This window comes from Proteus sp. STS61-E (genome assembly GCF_040932335.1).
GTDB classification, from domain to species: Bacteria; Pseudomonadota; Gammaproteobacteria; order Enterobacterales; family Enterobacteriaceae; genus Proteus; species Proteus mirabilis_B.
In genome coordinates, this window is sequence record NZ_JBFQGE010000006.1 from 166632 (window position 1) to 185330 (window position 18699).

12 protein-coding genes are annotated in these 18699 nt (G+C 38.9%); 4 read left to right on the forward strand and 8 right to left on the reverse strand.

The genetic code is table 11. The features are described from left to right. Window positions 1-114: 114 nt before the first annotated feature. Window positions 115-2133: an FAD-dependent oxidoreductase gene (locus AB4J89_RS14600; RefSeq protein WP_368469720.1), complete on the reverse strand. Its 2019-nt coding sequence runs from the start codon at window positions 2131-2133 to the stop codon at window positions 115-117. 269 nt (window positions 2134-2402) lie between these two features. Between AB4J89_RS14600 and AB4J89_RS14605 the strand changes: the two genes are divergently transcribed. Then, a complete protein-coding gene (locus AB4J89_RS14605; protein ID WP_075671373.1) occupies window positions 2403-2819 on the forward strand; it encodes a DoxX family protein in 417 nt (138 codons plus the stop codon). Window positions 2820-2945: 126 nt separating this feature from the next. On the opposite strand, the gene AB4J89_RS14610 is transcribed toward AB4J89_RS14605, so the two are convergent. The 5 genes from AB4J89_RS14610 to AB4J89_RS14630 all read right to left on the reverse strand — a co-directional run bounded on the left by AB4J89_RS14610 (window position 2946) and on the right by AB4J89_RS14630 (window position 11924). Beyond that, complete coding sequence (locus AB4J89_RS14610) at window positions 2946-5744, reverse strand: M16 family metallopeptidase (RefSeq protein ID WP_368469721.1); 2799 nt, start codon at window positions 5742-5744, stop codon at window positions 2946-2948. After that, window positions 5734-7443 carry an ABC transporter ATP-binding protein/permease gene (locus tag AB4J89_RS14615; protein WP_102949414.1) on the reverse strand — a complete coding sequence of 570 codons (1710 nt, stop codon included), beginning with the start codon at window positions 7441-7443 and terminating at the stop codon, window positions 5734-5736. Before AB4J89_RS14615 ends, AB4J89_RS14610 begins: the two co-directional genes overlap by 11 nt. Before the next feature lie 63 nt (window positions 7444-7506). Beyond that, complete coding sequence (locus AB4J89_RS14620; protein WP_368469722.1) at window positions 7507-10254, reverse strand: secretin and TonB N-terminal domain-containing protein; 2748 nt, start codon at window positions 10252-10254, stop codon at window positions 7507-7509. Between the two features lie 103 nt (window positions 10255-10357). After that, window positions 10358-11386: a FecR domain-containing protein gene (locus AB4J89_RS14625; RefSeq protein ID WP_227718950.1), complete on the reverse strand. Its 1029-nt coding sequence runs from the start codon at window positions 11384-11386 to the stop codon at window positions 10358-10360. After that, a complete protein-coding gene (locus AB4J89_RS14630) occupies window positions 11376-11924 on the reverse strand; it encodes an RNA polymerase sigma factor (RefSeq protein ID WP_088493774.1) in 549 nt (182 codons plus the stop codon). Before AB4J89_RS14630 ends, AB4J89_RS14625 begins: the two co-directional genes overlap by 11 nt. Before the next feature lie 171 nt (window positions 11925-12095). On the opposite strand from AB4J89_RS14630, the gene AB4J89_RS14635 reads away from it, so the two are divergent. Continuing rightward, the gene (locus AB4J89_RS14635) at window positions 12096-12893 is read left to right on the forward strand and encodes an energy transducer TonB (RefSeq protein WP_088493773.1); all 798 of its coding nucleotides are present in this window, start codon (window positions 12096-12098) and stop codon (window positions 12891-12893) included. A 218-nt stretch (window positions 12894-13111) separates the two neighbouring features. On the opposite strand, the gene AB4J89_RS14640 is transcribed toward AB4J89_RS14635, so the two are convergent. Together AB4J89_RS14640 and ettA are read right to left on the reverse strand one after the other, a co-directional pair. Continuing rightward, window positions 13112-14065, reverse strand: coding sequence for a hypothetical protein (locus AB4J89_RS14640; RefSeq protein WP_368469723.1), 954 nt, complete (start codon window positions 14063-14065; stop codon window positions 13112-13114). Window positions 14066-14256: 191 nt separating this feature from the next. Beyond that, complete coding sequence (ettA, locus tag AB4J89_RS14645; protein ID WP_036911774.1) at window positions 14257-15924, reverse strand: energy-dependent translational throttle protein EttA; 1668 nt, start codon at window positions 15922-15924, stop codon at window positions 14257-14259. Between the two features lie 341 nt (window positions 15925-16265). Between ettA and sltY the strand changes: the two genes are divergently transcribed. Next, a complete protein-coding gene (gene sltY, locus AB4J89_RS14650) occupies window positions 16266-18185 on the forward strand; it encodes a murein transglycosylase (protein ID WP_088493771.1) in 1920 nt (639 codons plus the stop codon). Window positions 18186-18286: 101 nt separating this feature from the next. Next, window positions 18287-18598, forward strand: a complete 312-nt coding sequence (trpR, locus tag AB4J89_RS14655; RefSeq protein ID WP_075671359.1) for a trp operon repressor — start codon at window positions 18287-18289, stop codon at window positions 18596-18598. The last annotated feature ends 101 nt before the right edge of the window (window positions 18599-18699 follow it).

Genomic DNA, 18699 nt, shown 5'->3' on the forward strand with positions numbered 1-18699 from the left:
AAAGGGTAAGTAGTAAGACAGGAAGATGCTGTAAAAATAATAATCAATAATAAAAAATAGAACCCCACATTTATGTGGGGTTTCTTTTTGTTATTTTATCGTCATGTTAACGGTTTAAATGGCGAGTGCTAGCTCAGTTCCTTGTCTAATAGCGCGTTTTGCATCTAATGCACTGGCATCTTTCGCTCCGCCAATAAGATGAACTGTTTTGTTTTCTTTTTCTAAAGGTGCAAATAAAGGGTGATAAGCGCGTTGCCCTGTACACAATATAATATTATCAGCCATAAGAAATTGTTGTTTTCCATCTTGTTCAACCACAAGACCTTCTGGCGTAATTTTTTGATAATGACAGTGTGTTAAGAATTTAACGCCTTTTTTCTCTAATGTTAGCCTGTGTATCCAACCTGTTGTTTTACCCAAACTTAAACCTATCTTTCCGGCTTTACGCTGTGTCATCACAATGTGTTTAGTATCGTCTTTAAAGTGATCTGTGGGCTTGATGCCACCACGAGATGAAAGCGTCGGATCAATGCCCCATTCTTTGTTAAAAGCACAAGGACTTAAGCTACTGCATTGCCCTTTTTGCGTAAGATAAAGACCGGTATCAAAGCCAATACCTCCGCTACCAACAATCACCACATTTTTACCCACAGGTTGATGGTGTTTTAAAACATCAAGGTAAGTTTTAACTATCTCATTATCTTGCCCTTCAATGTCTGGGCTGTGAGGAGTAACACCACTGGCTAAAATAACCTCGTCAAAGTTTTTAAGATGATGAGGAGTGGCTTCAGTATTATTTTTAACAATGACACCCGTGAGTTGTAGTTGCCGTTTAAAGTAACGTAGGGTTTCTTGAAACTCTTCTTTACCGGGGATTTGGCTAGCAATGTTCAGTTGCCCACCAATAACATCTTCTTTTTCAAACAGCGTGACATGATGACCACGTTTCGCAGCAGTTACTGCAAAAGATAATCCCGCAGGACCAGCACCAACAACCGCTAATTTTTTAGGCTGTTGGGTTGGAATAACCAGAAGTTCGGTTTCTCGGCAAGCAAAAGGATTAACCAAACAAGAGGCTGTTTGACCTGAAAATATTTCATCAAGGCACGCTTGATTACAAGCAATGCAAGTATTGATTTCATCTTCACGTCCTTGTTGAGTTTTAAGCACGAATTCAGGATCAGCAAGAAAAGGGCGAGCCATAGAAACCATATCAGCACAGCCTTCTGCTAAAATAGCTTCTGCGGTTTGTGGTGTGTTAATACGGTTTGATGTAATAAGAGGGATATTCACTTTTCCCATTAATTCGCGTGTTACATTCGCAAATTGACCTCTTGGTACCATCGTGGCAATAGTTGGAATTCGCGCTTCGTGCCAACCGATCCCTGTATTGATCATTGTAGCACCTGCCTTCTCTACGGCTTTGGCAAGATAAAGTACCTCTGATGCATCTGAGCCATCTTTAATTAAATCCAACATAGAAAGACGGTAAATAATAATAAACTGCTCACCGACTGCTTTTTTTATACCTTCAAGAATATGTAGAGCGAAACGACAACGATTTTCAATATTTCCACCCCATTGATCGTCTCGCTGATTAGTATGTCTGACTAAAAACTGATTAATTAAATAGCCTTCAGAGCCCATTATCTCAACGCCATCATAGCCCGCTTTTTGGGCTAATTGAGCACAGTGAATGTAGTCATCGATAGTTTGTTCGATTTGTTCATGACTCATTTCTGTTGGCATAAAAGGGGTTATTGGAGATTGAATAGCAGAAGGGGCAACTAAGTTCGGTTGGTAACTATAACGACCAGTATGCAAGATCTGTAAAGCAATTTTACCTCCTTGCTGATGAACTGCATTAGTAACAAGCTGATGAGTCGCCAGTTGGCTTTCGGACATCAATGTCGCAGCATGTGGCAATAACACACCTTGTTTATTGGGAGAGATCCCTCCAGTCACTATTAGTGCAACACCTGCTGCTGCACGTTGGGCATAAAACTGTGCAAGTTTTGGAGCATCATTTATATTTTCTTCGAGTCCAGTATGCATAGAGCCCATAAGAATACGGTTTTTAAGTACAGTGAACCCCAAATCAAGCGGTGAAAATAGATGAGAATAATGTGCCATCAGATACCCTTTTTAGACTGGTCAGATGAGATATCTATAGCATAACGAGAAGTGAGTGATTAAGAGTTTATTATGTTAAAAAGTTGTGATCTTAATCATGGAAAAGGTGAATAGCACGTTATAAAGCAATAATAATCTAAGTGATTAGTTAATGAGAACAAATAGTGATAATAAAAATCACACTCATTCATAATATTTCATCATATAATGTAGTGTACCTATTAATACGTATTAAAAACATACATCACTATTTTGAATTTGGAGACGTTATGATTAATAAATTTAATCAACTTGTTGACTGTTCTGACTTGGGTAAACTTGTATTACGTGTTTCTCTTGGCGTTTTAATGTTATTACATGGGCTTCATAAAATGGAACCGGGTGGATTAGCTGGTATTCAGGGCATGTTGGCTAATTTTAATCTACCTGCCTTTATTGCCTATGGTACGGTGATTGGGGAAGTGGTTGCACCTATCTTGCTGATTATAGGTCTATTTACTCGTGCATCAGCACTTGTTTTAGCAGGTACAATGTTTGTTGCTGTCTTAATGGTTCACTCTGGTGATTTATTTGCGTTAAACCCTAAAACAGGGGGATGGGCACCAGAAAGCGCTGGCTTTTACCTATTTGCTGCGATTGCAGTGATGTTTTTAGGTAGTGGCCGTTTTGCAGTGAAAAAAGATTAATAAATTTAATAATCAATAAATTTGAATATTATTGCTGTAACTTGATTAAAATAGATGAATAAACGCCCAGATCTCACGCTATATGCAGGCTCGATCTGGGCGTTTTATTTTAAGCAACTTTATGGCTTATTTTTGAGTTGCTGGCGTTAACTTAAAGACCTTTTCATTTTCACCTAACCATTGGCGAGCTACTTGGTTTATATCGTTAACACTTAATGTTTTTATAATGGCAGGATCAGTGAGTAAACGCTGATACTGTTGGTCATCCGTTGCAACTTGAGCAAGAGCCTCTGTCCAATAACTTGCACTGTCATTCACCTGTGAATTTTCAGTTAGCCAGATATTTTTAGCCTCTTGTAACTCTTTATCTGTAATGCCTGATTGCTTAACTTCATTCACGACTTTGCGAGCGAGAGTGATTAATTCATCTGCACGTTCAGGTGATGCTGTAAAGTTTAAACGACCGGTATAGTAGCTTGTAGGCACTTTCGTTAACATTTCAGAGAAACCAAGTGAATAAATACCGCCTGCTTTTTCACGTAGGTTGAGTCTTAAACGTTGGCTGATCACCGTATCCAGTAAATTTAGCGCTAATACTTGTTGCTGTGACCATTGAGCAGGTGCCGCATATTGAATGCTAATCATGCTCTTATCACTACTTGCAATAGGATATGTTTTGCTAAATGAAGTGAGTTTAGGATTAATGGCGGGATCTGCCCAAAATAAGCGTTGCTCTGAACGTGTTGGCAGACTCGCAATCCAGCGTTCAACCAGAGGTTTAACTTGATTTAGATTGACAGGACCACTGATAACTAATGTCATATCAGCAGGTTGACCTAAGATCATTTGGTTTGTTTGCTGTAATTGTTGAGCAGTAAACTGTTTCCAAGCACCTTGTGGAGAAACCACTAAGCGATCGCCATTTTGATAGCTTTCTTTATTGATATTATCCAAGAAAGTACGTTCAACAGGTGTTTTTGAAATACCTAATGCCATGGCTTGCTTTTGTTGCTCTAATTTCTCGCCGTTAAACTGTGGCGACGTAATTTTTAGATGCATCAGTGTTAGCAAGGTTTCTAATTCATCAATTGGCGCTTCACCACGAAAACCATGAAATAACAGTTCGCTATAAGGGCGCAAGCTGATCTGGTGTTGCTTGGTAAATAACGCTAATTCACGCGCATTATAATTACCATATCCGCTTACTTCTGGTAATTTTAATGCCCATTGAACCATACCTAAGCTTTGATTTGTTTCAAGTGAAGAGCCGCCTGGAATACGCAGTGAAACTTGAATATTATCTTTGAGATAACTGTCATTTTTCACAATCACTTTTACATTATTGCTCAGTGTCCATTCTTGCGTTTTTTCAATCGGAAGTGATTGCGTTGAAACGACTGAACCTGTGAGCTCAGGTTTAATATCGAGTACAACGGCTTGCGTTTTTAGGGTAAATGCGCCCGGATTTGATTGTCTAATTTCTTGCCAACGTTGCGCAGCTTTAGTTGCATTAAACACATTAGCATCATTATCAGGGCCAATCACAGCAACTCGTGGTGATGATTGTTTTAGATATTGAGCAAAATAAGCTGACAATGTTTCAGGAGTCACTTTATTGATTAATTGATAGCTTAAATTTAGCGCCTGTTTTTTCGTTTGAATTGGCATATCCAATTCAATAGCTGTTGTGATTTGATTGGCTAAATAATCGTGCTCGTAACGCTCTTCACCAGCTGCTTGTTGGCTTAGACGTTTTAGCATCGCGTTGCGAGCATTATCTAACTCTTCTTGAGTTACTGGAACAGAAGCGAGGCGTTGAACTTCTGTAAATAAGATATCTAATGCACCTTGGTAATCATTACCTTTAGGGTGAGCAATCATCAATTGTTGTGAACGACGAGAGTCTAACATTGCACCTTGAGCATTGGCGCTAATAGAAGCCATTAATCCATTATCAACGATAGTGGAGAAACGTTGATTTAAAATAGATAGCCATAATGAATCCATTAAATCTTCATATTGGCCTTGGCGACTGTTTAAAGGGGCTGGCAAAGTACGTTGCAAGGTGAACTGTAAAATACGCGAACCTTGCTCTTTGTCGAAAATCGTTTTGACCAGTAGATCTTTATGATCGATAAAGTTGTGCCAAGATGGATCATCAATCCCTTTATTCTCGCTATTTTTAGCATTAAACAGTTGCTTTATATCAGCAATAGCATCGCCCTGATTAAAGTTACCGACCAGTACTAATGCCATTCTTTCTGGTTGATACCAAGTATCGTAATAACGCTTTGCATCTTTCACATCGCCATGTTTAACAATTTCTAAATCGCCAATAGGATCACGATCCAGATAACGGCTACCGTAATAACGCAATTCTTCTAACTGGCGATTAATACGAAAACCAATGCCTTGACGTAATCGCCATTCTTCAACAATAACTGGACGCTCTTTATCAAACTCAATCGGGTCAAATGTCATTTCAAAAGCCCAGTCTGATAAGATTTTTAACCCTGTTTTAATTTGGATCGGATTTGCATTCGGTAATGACAGTTTATACGTTGTCGCATTTAAACTTGTCGCGGCATTAACGTGACTACCTAATTTCATGCCTAGGCTTTCAAGCTGTTTAAAGCCCGTTGTACCCGGAAAATGGGTTGTACCTTTAAACGCCATATGTTCAGTAAAGTGTGAAAAACCGAGCTGTTTTTCATCTTCTTGAACCGAGCCACTTTTTACTAGGAGGCGCATTTCAACACCGGTTTGTGGGCGTTGTAGTAAGTAGACGTCTAAACCATTATCTAGCGTAAAATGGCGAACATCAGGGCGCAGTAATAGCGTATTCTTTTCATTTTGATTAGGGGTGCTTGCTGCACACCCTAAAAGTGAAAGACTGACTGAAACAATCAGTAATTTACGATACATATTCGGTAGCTCCAGCAGGTTGAGAGGAGGACACGGTAGGGGCTTTAAGTGAAATCACATTATCTGCAATCACATGTGTAAAGCGCTGGTGGCTGACTAACGCAATACCCGCGGTTGGCAGATGTTGTTTTAGTAACTGCAACATGTTTAATGCATTTTGTTCATCAAGTGCAGAGGTGGTTTCATCTAATAAAATAAGTTCAGGTTTATTGAGTAATAAACGAGCAAAAATAAGGCGTTGTTGCTCACCACCGGATAGGCGTGTTGTCCAATCAGTTTCTAGTGAAAGTTGATTTTTTATTTTGTCTAAGCCCACTAAATGAAGCACTTCTTCGTACTCTTTGGCGGAGAACTGATTAGGCTGACAAGGATAAGCGAGCAAACTGTCTAAACGTGCAAAAGGCAGATACATACGTTGTGGGACCCAACATACATTTGGCGAGCGTTGAATATCCCCTTTGAAATAAGGCCAATGTCCACTTAATGCTCTAAGCAATGTTGATTTGCCTAAACCAGAGCAACCTTCAATAACAGTTAACTCACCCGCTTTTACCGAGAAGTTAATGTCTTGGATTAACAAGCTATCATCTTGCATAAATAGGGAAAGATTGGCTTTTAATTTAGTCTGTTTATCATTTAAATCTGCGACTTCCGGTTCATGATCGTGTTCTAACAGCACCACAAAATTATAAAGACGTGTCACTGTTGCTTGCCATGCGGCAATCTCTTTATACGAGAAAATAAACCAACTCAATGCACCTGCAACACTAGAGAATGCTTGTCTCAACTGCATTAATCCCCCTAGCATTAATTCACCAGCAAGGAATTTAGGTAAGGCAAAAATAATTGGCGCCATTGCAGTAGCTTGTTGATAGCCCACCGTAAAGAATGCGAGATTTCTTTCGTAGCGAATAAGGTTATTCCAGTTATGAATAACCCCTAGAAAACGGCTCATTAATTCGTTGCGATCACTGATTTCGCCACGTTGACCTGCAATCGCATCGCCATGTTGTTTTCGGGTGATGAGCGCAGTACGGTAATCAGCTTCTTTGCGCTGTTTATCCATATTAATTTTACGCAATGGTGAACCAATTAATTGCGTAATGGTGATCCCGATAATGGTATAGATAATACAAGCCCAGAACATATAGCCGGGAATTGTCCACTCGCTACCTCCTAATGTAAAAGAGATAGCGCCAGACAGTGACCAAAGAATGGTAGCAAAAGAGATAAGCGTGAGTAACGAGTGCAAAAATGTCACGGTTAAACGCATTGTTGATTCAATTAGTAAACGAATATCTTCTGCAATACGCTGATCCGGGTTATCAGGCTCTTGAGAAGTCAGTCTTAACATGTAGTGCTTACTGTTTTTTGATAACCAGCGATCAAGCACTTGTTCAGTCATGCCTTCTCGCCAGCGAATAACCATTTTTTGGCGTAAGAAATCGCCCATTACCACAACAGTAATTAATCCCGCAATGATAATGACAAATTGTTGAAGAAGCTTGTAAAGCGCTTGCCCATCAAGTTGTTGTAATGCGTTATAAAAACCACCATTCCATTCATTCATTTTGACGTTAAACCAGACGGATGACAGGGTTAAGGTCAAAGAGACAATCAATAGAAACCAGCAGTAAAGGGCGGCACGCCGCCCCCAAAAAGGTGAAACTAAATAGAAAAATTGTTTTATTGTTTTCATTGCTTATCGGTCATATTTTTATTGTGTATCGACTTGGTTGCTCACATTAACTTCGCCAATTTATTAATAGTCGTAGCTGACTTGTAACCAGAACTGACGACCTGGTTCATACGATTTGTAATCTTTATCTTGATAAGTGAAGTAGTCAGTTACATTTTTAGTGTTAAGGACGTTATTCACTTCAACAGAGATACCTACGCCATAAGCAAATTCAGGTTTCCAACCCAATTTGGTATCCCAAGAAAAACGACTGCTGTAATTACGTTTTTTGTATTCGAATAATGGGCCATATTCACTTGGTCTTGGGGAGCCATTATTGGCTTTCTCCGCTTGTGAACGAGCGCCATTCCATTGAAGGCGGTTATACCAAGTCAAATCCAAATCATCCCAAACACTAGTAAGTTCAGCGGTGACTTTTAATGGTGAGTTAAAGTTGCCAGAAGGTAAGTCTTTGGCATTGATGATTTTTCCGTCATACCATACTTTGTCGTAGTTCATCCCTTGTGCACTAGGATCGAAGTTGGCATAACCAGAGTCTTTAGGCGTATTTGTTTTACTTTTTTGCCAGCTAATAGAGGCATTAAAAACATGATCGGCGTGTGCTAATTCCCAAGGCTGACTGTTTTTCACAGAAAGCGTTAAGGTGTCGTGAGTACTGCGTCCATTATTATTAAAATGGCGAATTCTTATTTTATCTTTGTCATTTGGATATTTGGTATCACTACGAACTTCATCACGACCTTCACGATGAACGTATTGTAAACGCCAAGTGGTTGATGCAATTTCTTGTTGCAAGCCTAGTGTCAGTTCATCGTTATAAGGTGTTTTTAGTGAATCAACACCTTCAAAGTCGGTACGGTTTTCCCAATCATTTGGATTATCGTTATCACAAGAGTAGTAGCAATGCTGTAAGCCTGCGTTCTGTGCGCCATAAAGTGCATAAGTCAGCATTGAACGGCCATAATAACGGTTTATACCACCAATAATTAAGGTATTCCCTGTACCCCAGATATCATAGGTACCACTTAAACGTGGAGAGATATTATTTTTTTGAACAAAATCATCACGATCCAAACGAATACCTGGGCGCAGTGTTAAGCGCTTATATTGGAGATTATCGTCAACATAAATTGCGTAGTTGGTATATGAAGCATCATGTGTACCCGCTAAGAAACGGGTTGTTTGTTGTAATGAACCCATCCACTGATCATCCCATGTGGAGCCAGTATAGGTATGGTTGTAATAGGTTTTGTCTCGAACATAAGAGCCTTTGGTACGGCTAATTTCAAAACCAGTTGTTGGCTGATGGCTAACTGGACCCCATTCAATTGGGTTAAATCGCATAATACTTTTGGCATTGTAGGTTTCTTGTTTGCTCTTCAAATCGCCTTGACCACCACTGCTTATCTGCTGTGGGTTTTGCCAATCGGTATAGTCTTTTATGGTGACAAAGTAGTCTTGATCATTAGAACGCTTGTCTTCAAGGTTTTGATAACCCGCAGTTAATTCTAATGAACCAAGATCAAGCTGATGCTTATAGAGTGCAGTAAAACTTAAACCATTATGCTCATTATCATAGCCTGAGTTATAGACTGAACCTGAGAATAAATAGCTTTTGTATCGTGCGATATTTGTTGATAAATCAAAGGTTTGTTTTTCTGAAATATCCCATGAATATTTAATAAAATAGTTATCGGAAGTACGGGTCTGGTCACGATAGTGTGGAGTTTGTTCAACTTGTTCTAACTGGCCATCTGGCGTAAGGATAATTCCGCCCTCTGCACTAATCATCATCGGAATGGTTGATTCACGACGTGATGCAGAGAAAATTAGCCCCGTATTGTCAGTTAGACTCGTTTCAAACCAACCACCAAAGTTTTGTTTATCATATTTTTTCTGGAAACGAGCAGGGTTACTAAAATCATTATTAGCTGTATCAAAATTCAGCTTTGGATCAGTAAAAATATTGTTCCAGCTTGAGCGCGTTGTGCGGTAATAGGCATTGGCATGAGTTTCGCCTGACCAGCGACGGCTTTGTACTTCGACAGTCCCGCCAGTAAAACCACCAAACTCAACAGGAATGTTGTTATCGTAAACCGCGACGCTATCAATTAAGCGACTATCAAGATACATACCTTGCTCATCACTACTAATACGAGTGTTGGTTTCTCCATTACCTGAGTTTGCTGGGTCAAAGTCATTATTAAAACTGACACCATCAAGCTTATAAGAGTTTTGATAACTGCTAGAGCCATGAATAGAAATACGTGAAGGTTTAATTTCACCCTGATTCATTGATGTGCTGTCATTATTGGAAAATTGAACAGCAGGGTTACTTTTCAGTAAGTCAGTTACGTTTCCATCACCGGTATTACGCTGTTTTATCTCTTCTGCGGTGATGTATTGTGGTGCGGAAACGACATCGGTAGCTGGGTGATAAGTACTACCAACACCTGTGACTTTAACTTCAGGAATAACAATCGCGTTAGTTGTTGCAAGGGGACGAATAACAAATCCACTACCTTGTGGAATAATTTCTAACCCGCTACCAATTAAGACTTTTTGTAATGCAGTTTGAGTTTCAAATTGACCTGAAAGTGCTGGAGCACGCAGGTTTTTGACCGAACTTGCATCAAATAAAATTTGTACTTGCCCTTGTTTTGCAATGGCACTTAATGAATCAGCCAAAGACTGTTCTGGTAAAGCCACCGAAACTGTAGATGCATAAGCACAAGGTGCGGCAATAGTCGTACTTATTAGCAATGCTAGTAGAGACCTCTTAAGGGTCCCTTTTTTGTTATTCATTTTCATTTCACCAATCCCATTCACTAACTTAATAATTGTTGTTACTAGGGAAGAGGGTGAAATGAGAATTATCCTCACCTGTAAAAAAGAATATTTTTCATATTTCTTTTTACTTGTTGATAATTAACGCATTATTTTTATCGGTAAAAACGACATTAACTGGCAATATAAGTGGAATTGCGGTAATAAAGTCTTTGGCATTATTTATATTAGCGATCCCCGAGACTTTCATTTTGGCAATTTCGGGTGAGGAAATTTGAATATTGATATCAAGATAAGGTTTGAGTTTGGCTATCACTTCATTCAATGGACGCTCAAAAAAATGCAGTTGACCAAAACGCCAACTTCCCACGGAATCAATGTTGACCGAAGAGATAACAAAACTGTCATTTGCTAATGTGCTGGTGGCTTGAGAGCCTGCATACAAATAGGCTGGGGAAGATTTTGGTGCTGCTTTTACTTCAACAATCCCTTCATGGACAGCAACGTTAACTTGGTGGTTATCATAGCGACTAACTTCAAATTCAGTGCCGACAACTTTAATTAATCGAGTATCCGCATGAACATAAAAAGGGCGATAAGGATTTGATTTAACTTTGAAATAGGCTTGTCCTTTATCTAGCCATAGCCGTCTTTCTTCTTGCACATAAGCCACTCTTACCTGTGTGTTTCTGTCTAAATAGACTTTAGAGCCATCAGCTAAGGTCATTTCTTTTGGTAAGTCGCTGGTTGCAAGCGTCATATTATCCATCAGTAATGCAGGTAAATGACTATAAGGAAGATATAAAACAGTGAGCAAACAAAGAGTAGCAGAGGTGTGGATCATTGGACGCCAAGGAGAGCGTTTTTTCTTTTCAACTGTGGCTATCGTTGGTCGTGGTAATGCATCGCATTGACGCCAGATCCCCGCAATATCTTGATACGCTTGCCGGTTTACATCATTTTCTATCCATATTTTAAATGCTTGGCGTTGTTTGGGAGTCATCCTTTGGCTGTGTTGTCGGGTGAACCAAAGGGCTGCTTGCTCATCAGTCGATTCATTGAGTAATTCATCATTAGTCTCCAAAAAATGGGAGTCTAGATCCTCATCTGTGTGAGGTTTCGTTTCCGGTATGTTTTTCTCCGGCTTACTCATCATTCGTGCATTTCTCCTTTCCTGCATCGACATATCTTTTGCAATGTAATAGGGCAGCAGCAATATGTTTTTCCACCATGCTGATTGAGATTTCCATTTGCTCTGCAATTTCGCTTTGTGATAGTCCATCAAAACGATAAAGAACAAATGCTTCTCGACGGCGTGGAGGTAATGTTTCAATTGCTTCGCTAAGTAGATCTAAACGCTGTTGATGCTCAAGGACATATCCCGGATCAAGCTCCGTGGTATAGCTTTGAGCGGCGTCATCTAGTTCACAATCATCCTGATAGATATCTTTTTGCTTTTGATTTTTTCTCCAATGGTCAATCAAAACGTGGTTCGCTATTTTAAACAGAAAAGCACGCTGTTCTTGTACAGGTGTTTGTTCTTTTCTGTTTAGCCATAGTGTAAACACATCTTGAGACAAATCATCTGCGTCATGGTAATTACCCGTACGTTTGTGGAAAAAACGCACAAGTTGTCCATAGGTTGATTGATAGGCACAACTAATTTTTTGTGCCAATGATTTATCGCTAGCCATAATCTCTGGTGTCTAAAAAAGAGTGAAATAATAAGCTCTTACTGCTTCTCATGCGAACAAGTTATGATAATTATCAAGCTAATTTTTTATTGTATTATTAATAATAAGCAATATCATTTGTGTTTATATTATGCCTATAATTCACAAGAAAGAAAATCAGAGGCAAGAATTATGAGTAGTATGTCGGCGACTTTTTCACGCCGTGGTTCATTTTCTATTGGTGGATTAACCGCCAGTATTTTATTTCATGCAACGTTAGTTGTTGTTGCTATTGGCTGGATAACATCTAAAGATGAACGCCATGGCGTTTTACCACCCGCGATGACAATGGATCTCGGTATCTATCAATTAGCACAGGCAGAAACAAAAGAAGTTCCTGTTGGGCCTGAGAAAGTGATGTCGGTTCCTGAGCCAGCAGAGACAGAACCTGAACCTATCAAAGAAGTGTTAGATTTGCCTAAAATGCCAGTAGTAGCACAAGGCACTTATGAGCGCATTCCAGAAAAACCGAAAGTAAAGCCCGTGGTTAAACCCAAACCGGTTGCGGTAAAAGTCCCTGATGATCTTCCTGTCTCAGAAGCACCATCAGATGTAACAAGCGCACCTGTTTCTGGCTCGAATACAAGCAGTAGTGCTCAATTTAATAGTTTATCTTCCTCTTCTGTAAGTGGGCAAATGGGATGGGAAAGCTTGGTTCATAGCCATATTAATGCCTATAAACGCTATCCTCGAACAGCATTGCGCTTTAAAGCAACGGGCGTGACACAAGTTTCTATTGTGTTAAATGCAAAAGGTGAGTTATTAGATGCGAAAGTGGAAACATCATCAGGTAATCGCCTTCTTGATAAAGAGGCTTTAAATACAATTAAACGCGCTTCGCCATTTCCTGCACCTGAGAGCTATCGTTTAGAAAATGGTAATATTTCATTTACAGCGCCTTTAAGTTTTGATTATAGGCAAGAGAGTTAAGTTACTATTTATAATTATTTACTACATAATGAACTAACTATTAAAAATAAATAATTTAAAGAAACAGAAACTAAAAAACCACCGTAAGGTGGTTTTTTAGTTTTAATCTTTGTGTTCGTCGGCATCGCGATTTTTCAGCGTCGCGGGGAAGATTGCCGCCTCTTTTGTCCCCACCAACGAAATAAGATTATCATGTTAAAAATATAACAGCAATATAATTATTCAATAGAGTTTTTGTATGATAATATCTCATTATCAACCTCATCAATATATAATGCATTGCTTTCATTGGTATACATATACATTTCTTTTAATATCAATAAGTCATTTTTTAAAGAATATAACTCTGATTCTAAATTTTTATTTGTTTTTCTTAGTTCTTCAATTTCTGTATATAATTTATTTTTTGATATTGATGATAGTAGTCCTTTATCTAATAATTTTTTATCTCTACGACAAAGTGAGGCTCGATAGTCCTCATTTCTATAATACTGATTGTATCCTTTTAATTTAAATAAAGGAGGAAGTATTCGCGTTACACAAACAGTCTGGATCATATCACATAAAGCATAAGTTTCTTTTTTAGCAAGATCACCAATGTTTTTTATTGATTCATCTGATAATTTAAAAATAGAGGTATTAACGGCTAAGTCATGAGGCTTTTTTGATGTGAGTGGAATGACTTTAACTCCTCTGTCATCAGCTTTTACTACAATCGCAGGTCTTCTTTTATGCATTTCACCCTGCTGAATATTATCAGGGTAGCGTTTATTTGTTTTTATATCTGCATCCAAAGTGACACATGAGAATATATGCCCAAACTCAACAATAATAATTTTACCAAGATATAATATTGATTTGGCACTTTTATAATTTTTATTTTTTAATGTTTGAGATAAATAAATATCATCTGAAACATTTTTTGGAGATAGCCAAATATTTATAATAAGATTATTTCTAGATAGAGTTTGAATTTTTGAACTTTTTATTTCCCATCGGTGCTCTTCTCTGCCTATAAATGATTTTGTGATAAAAACAGGATGGAAATTTTCTTTATCAATATTATCTTTAAATAAAGGAGTAATGATTTCATTTATATCATTTAGAATAACATGACCTAATAATACTTTAGTGCGATAATTATAAAATTCAAAATAATTAATTCTTATCATAATATAATCCGTTAAGTAATGGTGAAGCATATCTGTGTTTTCTGGATTATTTTAAATTAATGTGATTTTATTTTTTCTATTTTAAACTTTAAATATATTTATTAAATTTCAAATTATTTAGCTATATAACGATAAAAAAAGCAGAGAATAATCTCTGCTTTTTTAGTATCGAATATCGTAAATAAACTCGATTATTTACTCATACGTTTGTACTTCATGCGACGAGGCTGAATAGCATCGTTACCTAATGTACGTTTTTTGTATTCTTCATATTCGGTAAAGTTACCTTCGAAGAATTCCACTTTACCTTCATCTTGGTAATCGATGATATGTGTGGCAATACGGTCAAGGAACCAACGGTCATGGGAAATGACCATTGCACAACCTGGGAACTCTAACAGGGCATTTTCTAATGCACGTAAAGTTTCAACGTCGAGGTCGTTGGTTGGTTCATCGAGCAGTAACATGTTGCCGCCAACTTGCAGCAGTTTAGCAAGGTGTAAACGACCACGTTCACCACCAGACAGTTCGCCAACACGTTTACCTTGGTCAACGCCTTTAAAGTTAAAGCGACCAACATAGGCACGGCTTGGAATTTCAAAGTTACCAATACGCATAATGTCTTGGCCACCTGAAACTTCTTCCCAAACCGTTTTACTGTCGTCCATACTATCGCGGAACTGATCAACCGATGCCAGTTTAACAGTATCACCAAGTGTTAAGGTGCCTGAATCAGGTTGTTCTTGACCTGAGATCATACGAAAGAGTGTTGATTTACCCGCACCGTTAGGACCGATAATACCGACAATCGCCCCTTTAGGAATAGAGAAGCTTAAATCATCAATCAGAACGCGATCACCATAAGATTTTGTTAGATTATTAATTTCTAACACTTTATCCCCTAAACGTGGTCCAGGTGGAATAAAGAGTTCACTGGTTTCGTTACGTTTTTGATAATCAACGTTATTAAGTTCTTCAAAGCGAGCAAGACGAGCCTTACCTTTTGCTTGACGACCTTTAGGATTTTGGCGGATCCACTCAAGTTCTTTCTGAATAGATTTATGGCGAGCAGCTTCGGTTGCGGCTTCTTGCTCAAGACGTGCGTCTTTTTGCTCTAACCATGAAGAGTAGTTACCTTCCCATGGAATACCTTCACCACGGTCAAGTTCTAAGATCCAACCAGCTACGTTATCAAGGAAGTAACGGTCGTGCGTGATCGCCACAACAGTACCTTCATAATCGTGTAAGAAGCGTTCTAACCAAGCGACAGACTCTGCGTCTAAGTGGTTAGTTGGTTCATCTAATAACAGCATATCTGGTTTTTCTAAAAGAAGACGACAGATAGCAACACGACGGCGTTCACCCCCTGAAAGTTTCTCAATTTTAGCGTCCCATTCAGGTAAACGCAGCGCTTCTGCTGCACGCTCTAATTGGTTTTCAAGGTTATGACCATCATGAGATTGAATAATCGCTTCTAACTGACCTTGTTCTTTTGCTAATTTATCGAAATCAGCATCAGGATCGGCATAAGCCGCATAAACTTCATCAAGGCGGTTTAATGCGTTTTTCAGTTCGCTAACGGCTTCTTCAACGGCTTCACGTACGGTATGCTCAGGGTTTAATTTGGGTTCTTGTGGTAAGTAACCAATTTTAATACCTGGTTGTGGACGTGCTTCACCTTCGATATCAGTATCAATACCAGCCATGATGCGTAGTAATGTTGATTTACCTGCACCATTAAGACCAAGCACACCAATTTTCGCGCCCGGGAAGAAGCTGAGTGAAATGTTTTTAAGGATATGTCGCTTAGGTGGGACAATTTTCCCGACACGCAACATACTATAAACGTATTGAGCCACTATAATTACCCTTTGATTATAAAAGAGATTTTATCTGAGGTGCCACTTTTTGCGCTAAAAACAAATTTTTTGTGATTAAGCCGCGTGTTTATGGCACCAAAATGAACAATAGCAAAGTCAATGTCAGTATTTGCCAAAGACCCGAAAATGATGAAAGTCGCCAGTATACCCGATTTATAAAAGAAAACCTTAGTCAAAAGAGAGGTTTTTATCTACCTTTCGTACTTCCTCTGAAAGTAATGAAAATTTCTCTTAAAGAGGGGAACTTACATTGTTAATGATTATCATATTAGCTAATGTATTCAGTCTTTGGTGGTTCTATTTGAAGTGGGAGAAATTACGTGGTGAAGCAAACATGGTCATTAGCAGTAGCAATAGGCGCATTGTGTTTTTCTACATGGGCACAAGCGGATTCATTAAGTGAACAACGTGTTCGTTATCAAGAAATTAAAGCTGCATGGGATCTTAAAAAAACAGATGAAGTAGAAAAATTACTCCCAACATTGCAAAGTTACCCACTTTATCCCTATTTAGAATACCGTCAAATTACGGACAATCTAGATGTGATTGCACCTGCTGTGGTCACTGAATTTGTTGCTAAATATCCTACATTACCGCCAGCGAAAGCACTTCCTTCGCTATTTGTGAATGAATTGGCAAAACGCCAAGAGTGGCAAAACTTACTGACTTTTAGCCCAAACCCTCCTAACCCTAAAGCGGCAAGATGTAATTATTATTATGCAAAATGGGCAACAGGCGATGTTCAAACCGCATGGGTAGGCGCTAAAGAAGCATGGCTAAATGGCACCTCAATGCCATCAAGTTGCGATGCTCTTTTTGATGAATGGCAAAAGGCGAATCAATTAACTCCAGAATTAGTGTTAGAGCGAATTAATTTAGCGATTAAAAATGGTAATACGGGACTTGCTGCTTATTTGGCTCGTCGCCTTCCTCAGAATTATCAAACCATTAGCGATGCCTTAGTTGAATTACAAGACTATCCAAACTTAGTAGGGCGTTATGCAACCGCGCTTTCACCGACGGATTTTACTCGCTCAATCATACAATCTGCATTTTCTCGTTGGGCAAGAAAAGACGCAGATGCTGCTCGAGCACAGATTGATAATATCGCACATGCCCAAAAAATGACGGCGAGTGAACGCCAGTTAATGCGTGATACTGTGGCGTGGCAATATATGCCTTATGCGACACCAGAGCAGGTAAAATGGCGTGATAGCGTTATTCAAGATACGGCATCAGATACATTGCGTGAGCGTCGAGTACGCCTAGCATTAAGCCAAAACCAACCAGCTGAATTGGCATTGTGGTTAGAAAGACTCTCACCTGAAAGTAAAAATAAGGAAGAGTGGCGTTATTGGCGCGCAATGGTGTTGCAATCACAAGGTAAAAACAGTGAAGCACAAGCTATTTTAGAAGCGCTGACACAAAATCGTGGTTTTTACCCAATGGTTGCAGCGACTAAATTAGGTAAGCCTTATGTGATGGTGATAGATAAAGCACCAAGTGTTTCATCAAGTATCCCTAATCAGCCAGAAATACAGCGCGTTCGTGAATTAATGTATTGGCAGATGGATAACTTAGCGCGATCAGAGTGGGCAAACTATGTTGCTTCACAGCCAGCGCAAATGCAGTCTGAATTAGCGCGTTATGCGTATGAGCAGAAATGGGCTGATTTAGCGGTACAAGCCACGATCACAGGGAAAATGTGGGATCATCTAGAAGAACGTTTCCCTCTTGCTTGGAAAAATGAATTTGAGCAATACACGAAAGATAAATCGATAGACCGCAATTATGCGATGGCAATTGCTCGTCAAGAAAGTGCGTGGAACCCTCAAGCTCGCTCTTCAGCAGGTGCAACTGGTTTAATGCAAGTAATGCCAAAAACAGCAGAATTTACGGTAAAACAAGCAGGTATTACAGGATATGTAAGTAGTGCTCAGTTAACAAATCCTGTGAAGAATATTGAGATTGGTACGGCTTATCTTGATTCTGTCTATCAACGATTTAACCAAAACCGTATTCTAGCAAGCGCTGCGTATAATGCGGGACCTGCACGTGTTGATCGTTGGTTATCTGATGCAAATGGTCAATTAGATGCGATAGCGTTTGTTGAAAGTATTCCTTTTGCTGAAACGCGAGGTTATGTCAAAAATGTACTCTCTTTTGCTGTTTTCTATAGCTACTTTGCGGGTGAACAGCAGCCAGTATTGACTGAAAATGAGTGGAATAGTCGTTATTAAGAGAGAATAACGCGGATTTATCGTCGGAGCCTCTTTGTACATTAGCAAAGTATGTTATATTGTGTACTAGTTAATGAGTGTGGCAAAAAGAGGTTCCCACGATGCAAGATCCTGCATTATCACCTGAAGAGAATGAGCACTGGCTAAGATTTGTTGCGTTATTACAACATGCTTTTGAGCAAGATGTGCAATTTCCTATTTTACAACTTTTAATGACACCCGATGAACGTAGTGCTTTGGCAACGCGAGTCCGCATTGTGCAAGAGCTAATGCGAGGCGATTTAAGTCAGCGTGAGTTAAAAGAAGAGTTAGGCGTTGGTATTGCCACCATCACTAGAGGCTCTAATAGTTTAAAAACAGCGCCACATGACGTGAAATTATGGCTTGAAAAAGAGCTAATGACGAAAAAATAGTCGCGTTGTTATGATGTAAACTAGAGTAATAAAAAAGCCATTTAATTATTTGATTAAATGGCTTTTTTGTTTCTTTTTTATCTACAAAAACGTATCAGATT

What these genes read in the sequence shown, in the direction of transcription:
- AB4J89_RS14635 (WP_088493773.1), top strand. Translation starts at nt 12,096, where the DNA reads ATGAGTAGTATGTCGGCGACTTTTTCACGCCGTGGTTCATTTTCTATT.
- trpR (WP_075671359.1), top strand. Translation starts at nt 18,287, where the DNA reads ATGCAAGATCCTGCATTATCACCTGAAGAGAATGAGCACTGGCTAAGA.
- AB4J89_RS14600 (WP_368469720.1), bottom strand. Translation starts at nt 2,133, where the DNA reads ATGGCACATTATTCTCATCTATTTTCACCGCTTGATTTGGGGTTCACT.
- AB4J89_RS14640 (WP_368469723.1), bottom strand. Translation starts at nt 14,065, where the DNA reads ATGATAAGAATTAATTATTTTGAATTTTATAATTATCGCACTAAAGTA.
- AB4J89_RS14615 (WP_102949414.1), bottom strand. Translation starts at nt 7,443, where the DNA reads ATGAAAACAATAAAACAATTTTTCTATTTAGTTTCACCTTTTTGGGGG.
- AB4J89_RS14625 (WP_227718950.1), bottom strand. Translation starts at nt 11,386, where the DNA reads ATGATGAGTAAGCCGGAGAAAAACATACCGGAAACGAAACCTCACACA.
- AB4J89_RS14605 (WP_075671373.1), top strand. Translation starts at nt 2,403, where the DNA reads ATGATTAATAAATTTAATCAACTTGTTGACTGTTCTGACTTGGGTAAA.
- AB4J89_RS14620 (WP_368469722.1), bottom strand. Translation starts at nt 10,254, where the DNA reads ATGAAAATGAATAACAAAAAAGGGACCCTTAAGAGGTCTCTACTAGCA.
- AB4J89_RS14630 (WP_088493774.1), bottom strand. Translation starts at nt 11,924, where the DNA reads ATGGCTAGCGATAAATCATTGGCACAAAAAATTAGTTGTGCCTATCAA.
- AB4J89_RS14610 (WP_368469721.1), bottom strand. Translation starts at nt 5,744, where the DNA reads ATGTATCGTAAATTACTGATTGTTTCAGTCAGTCTTTCACTTTTAGGG.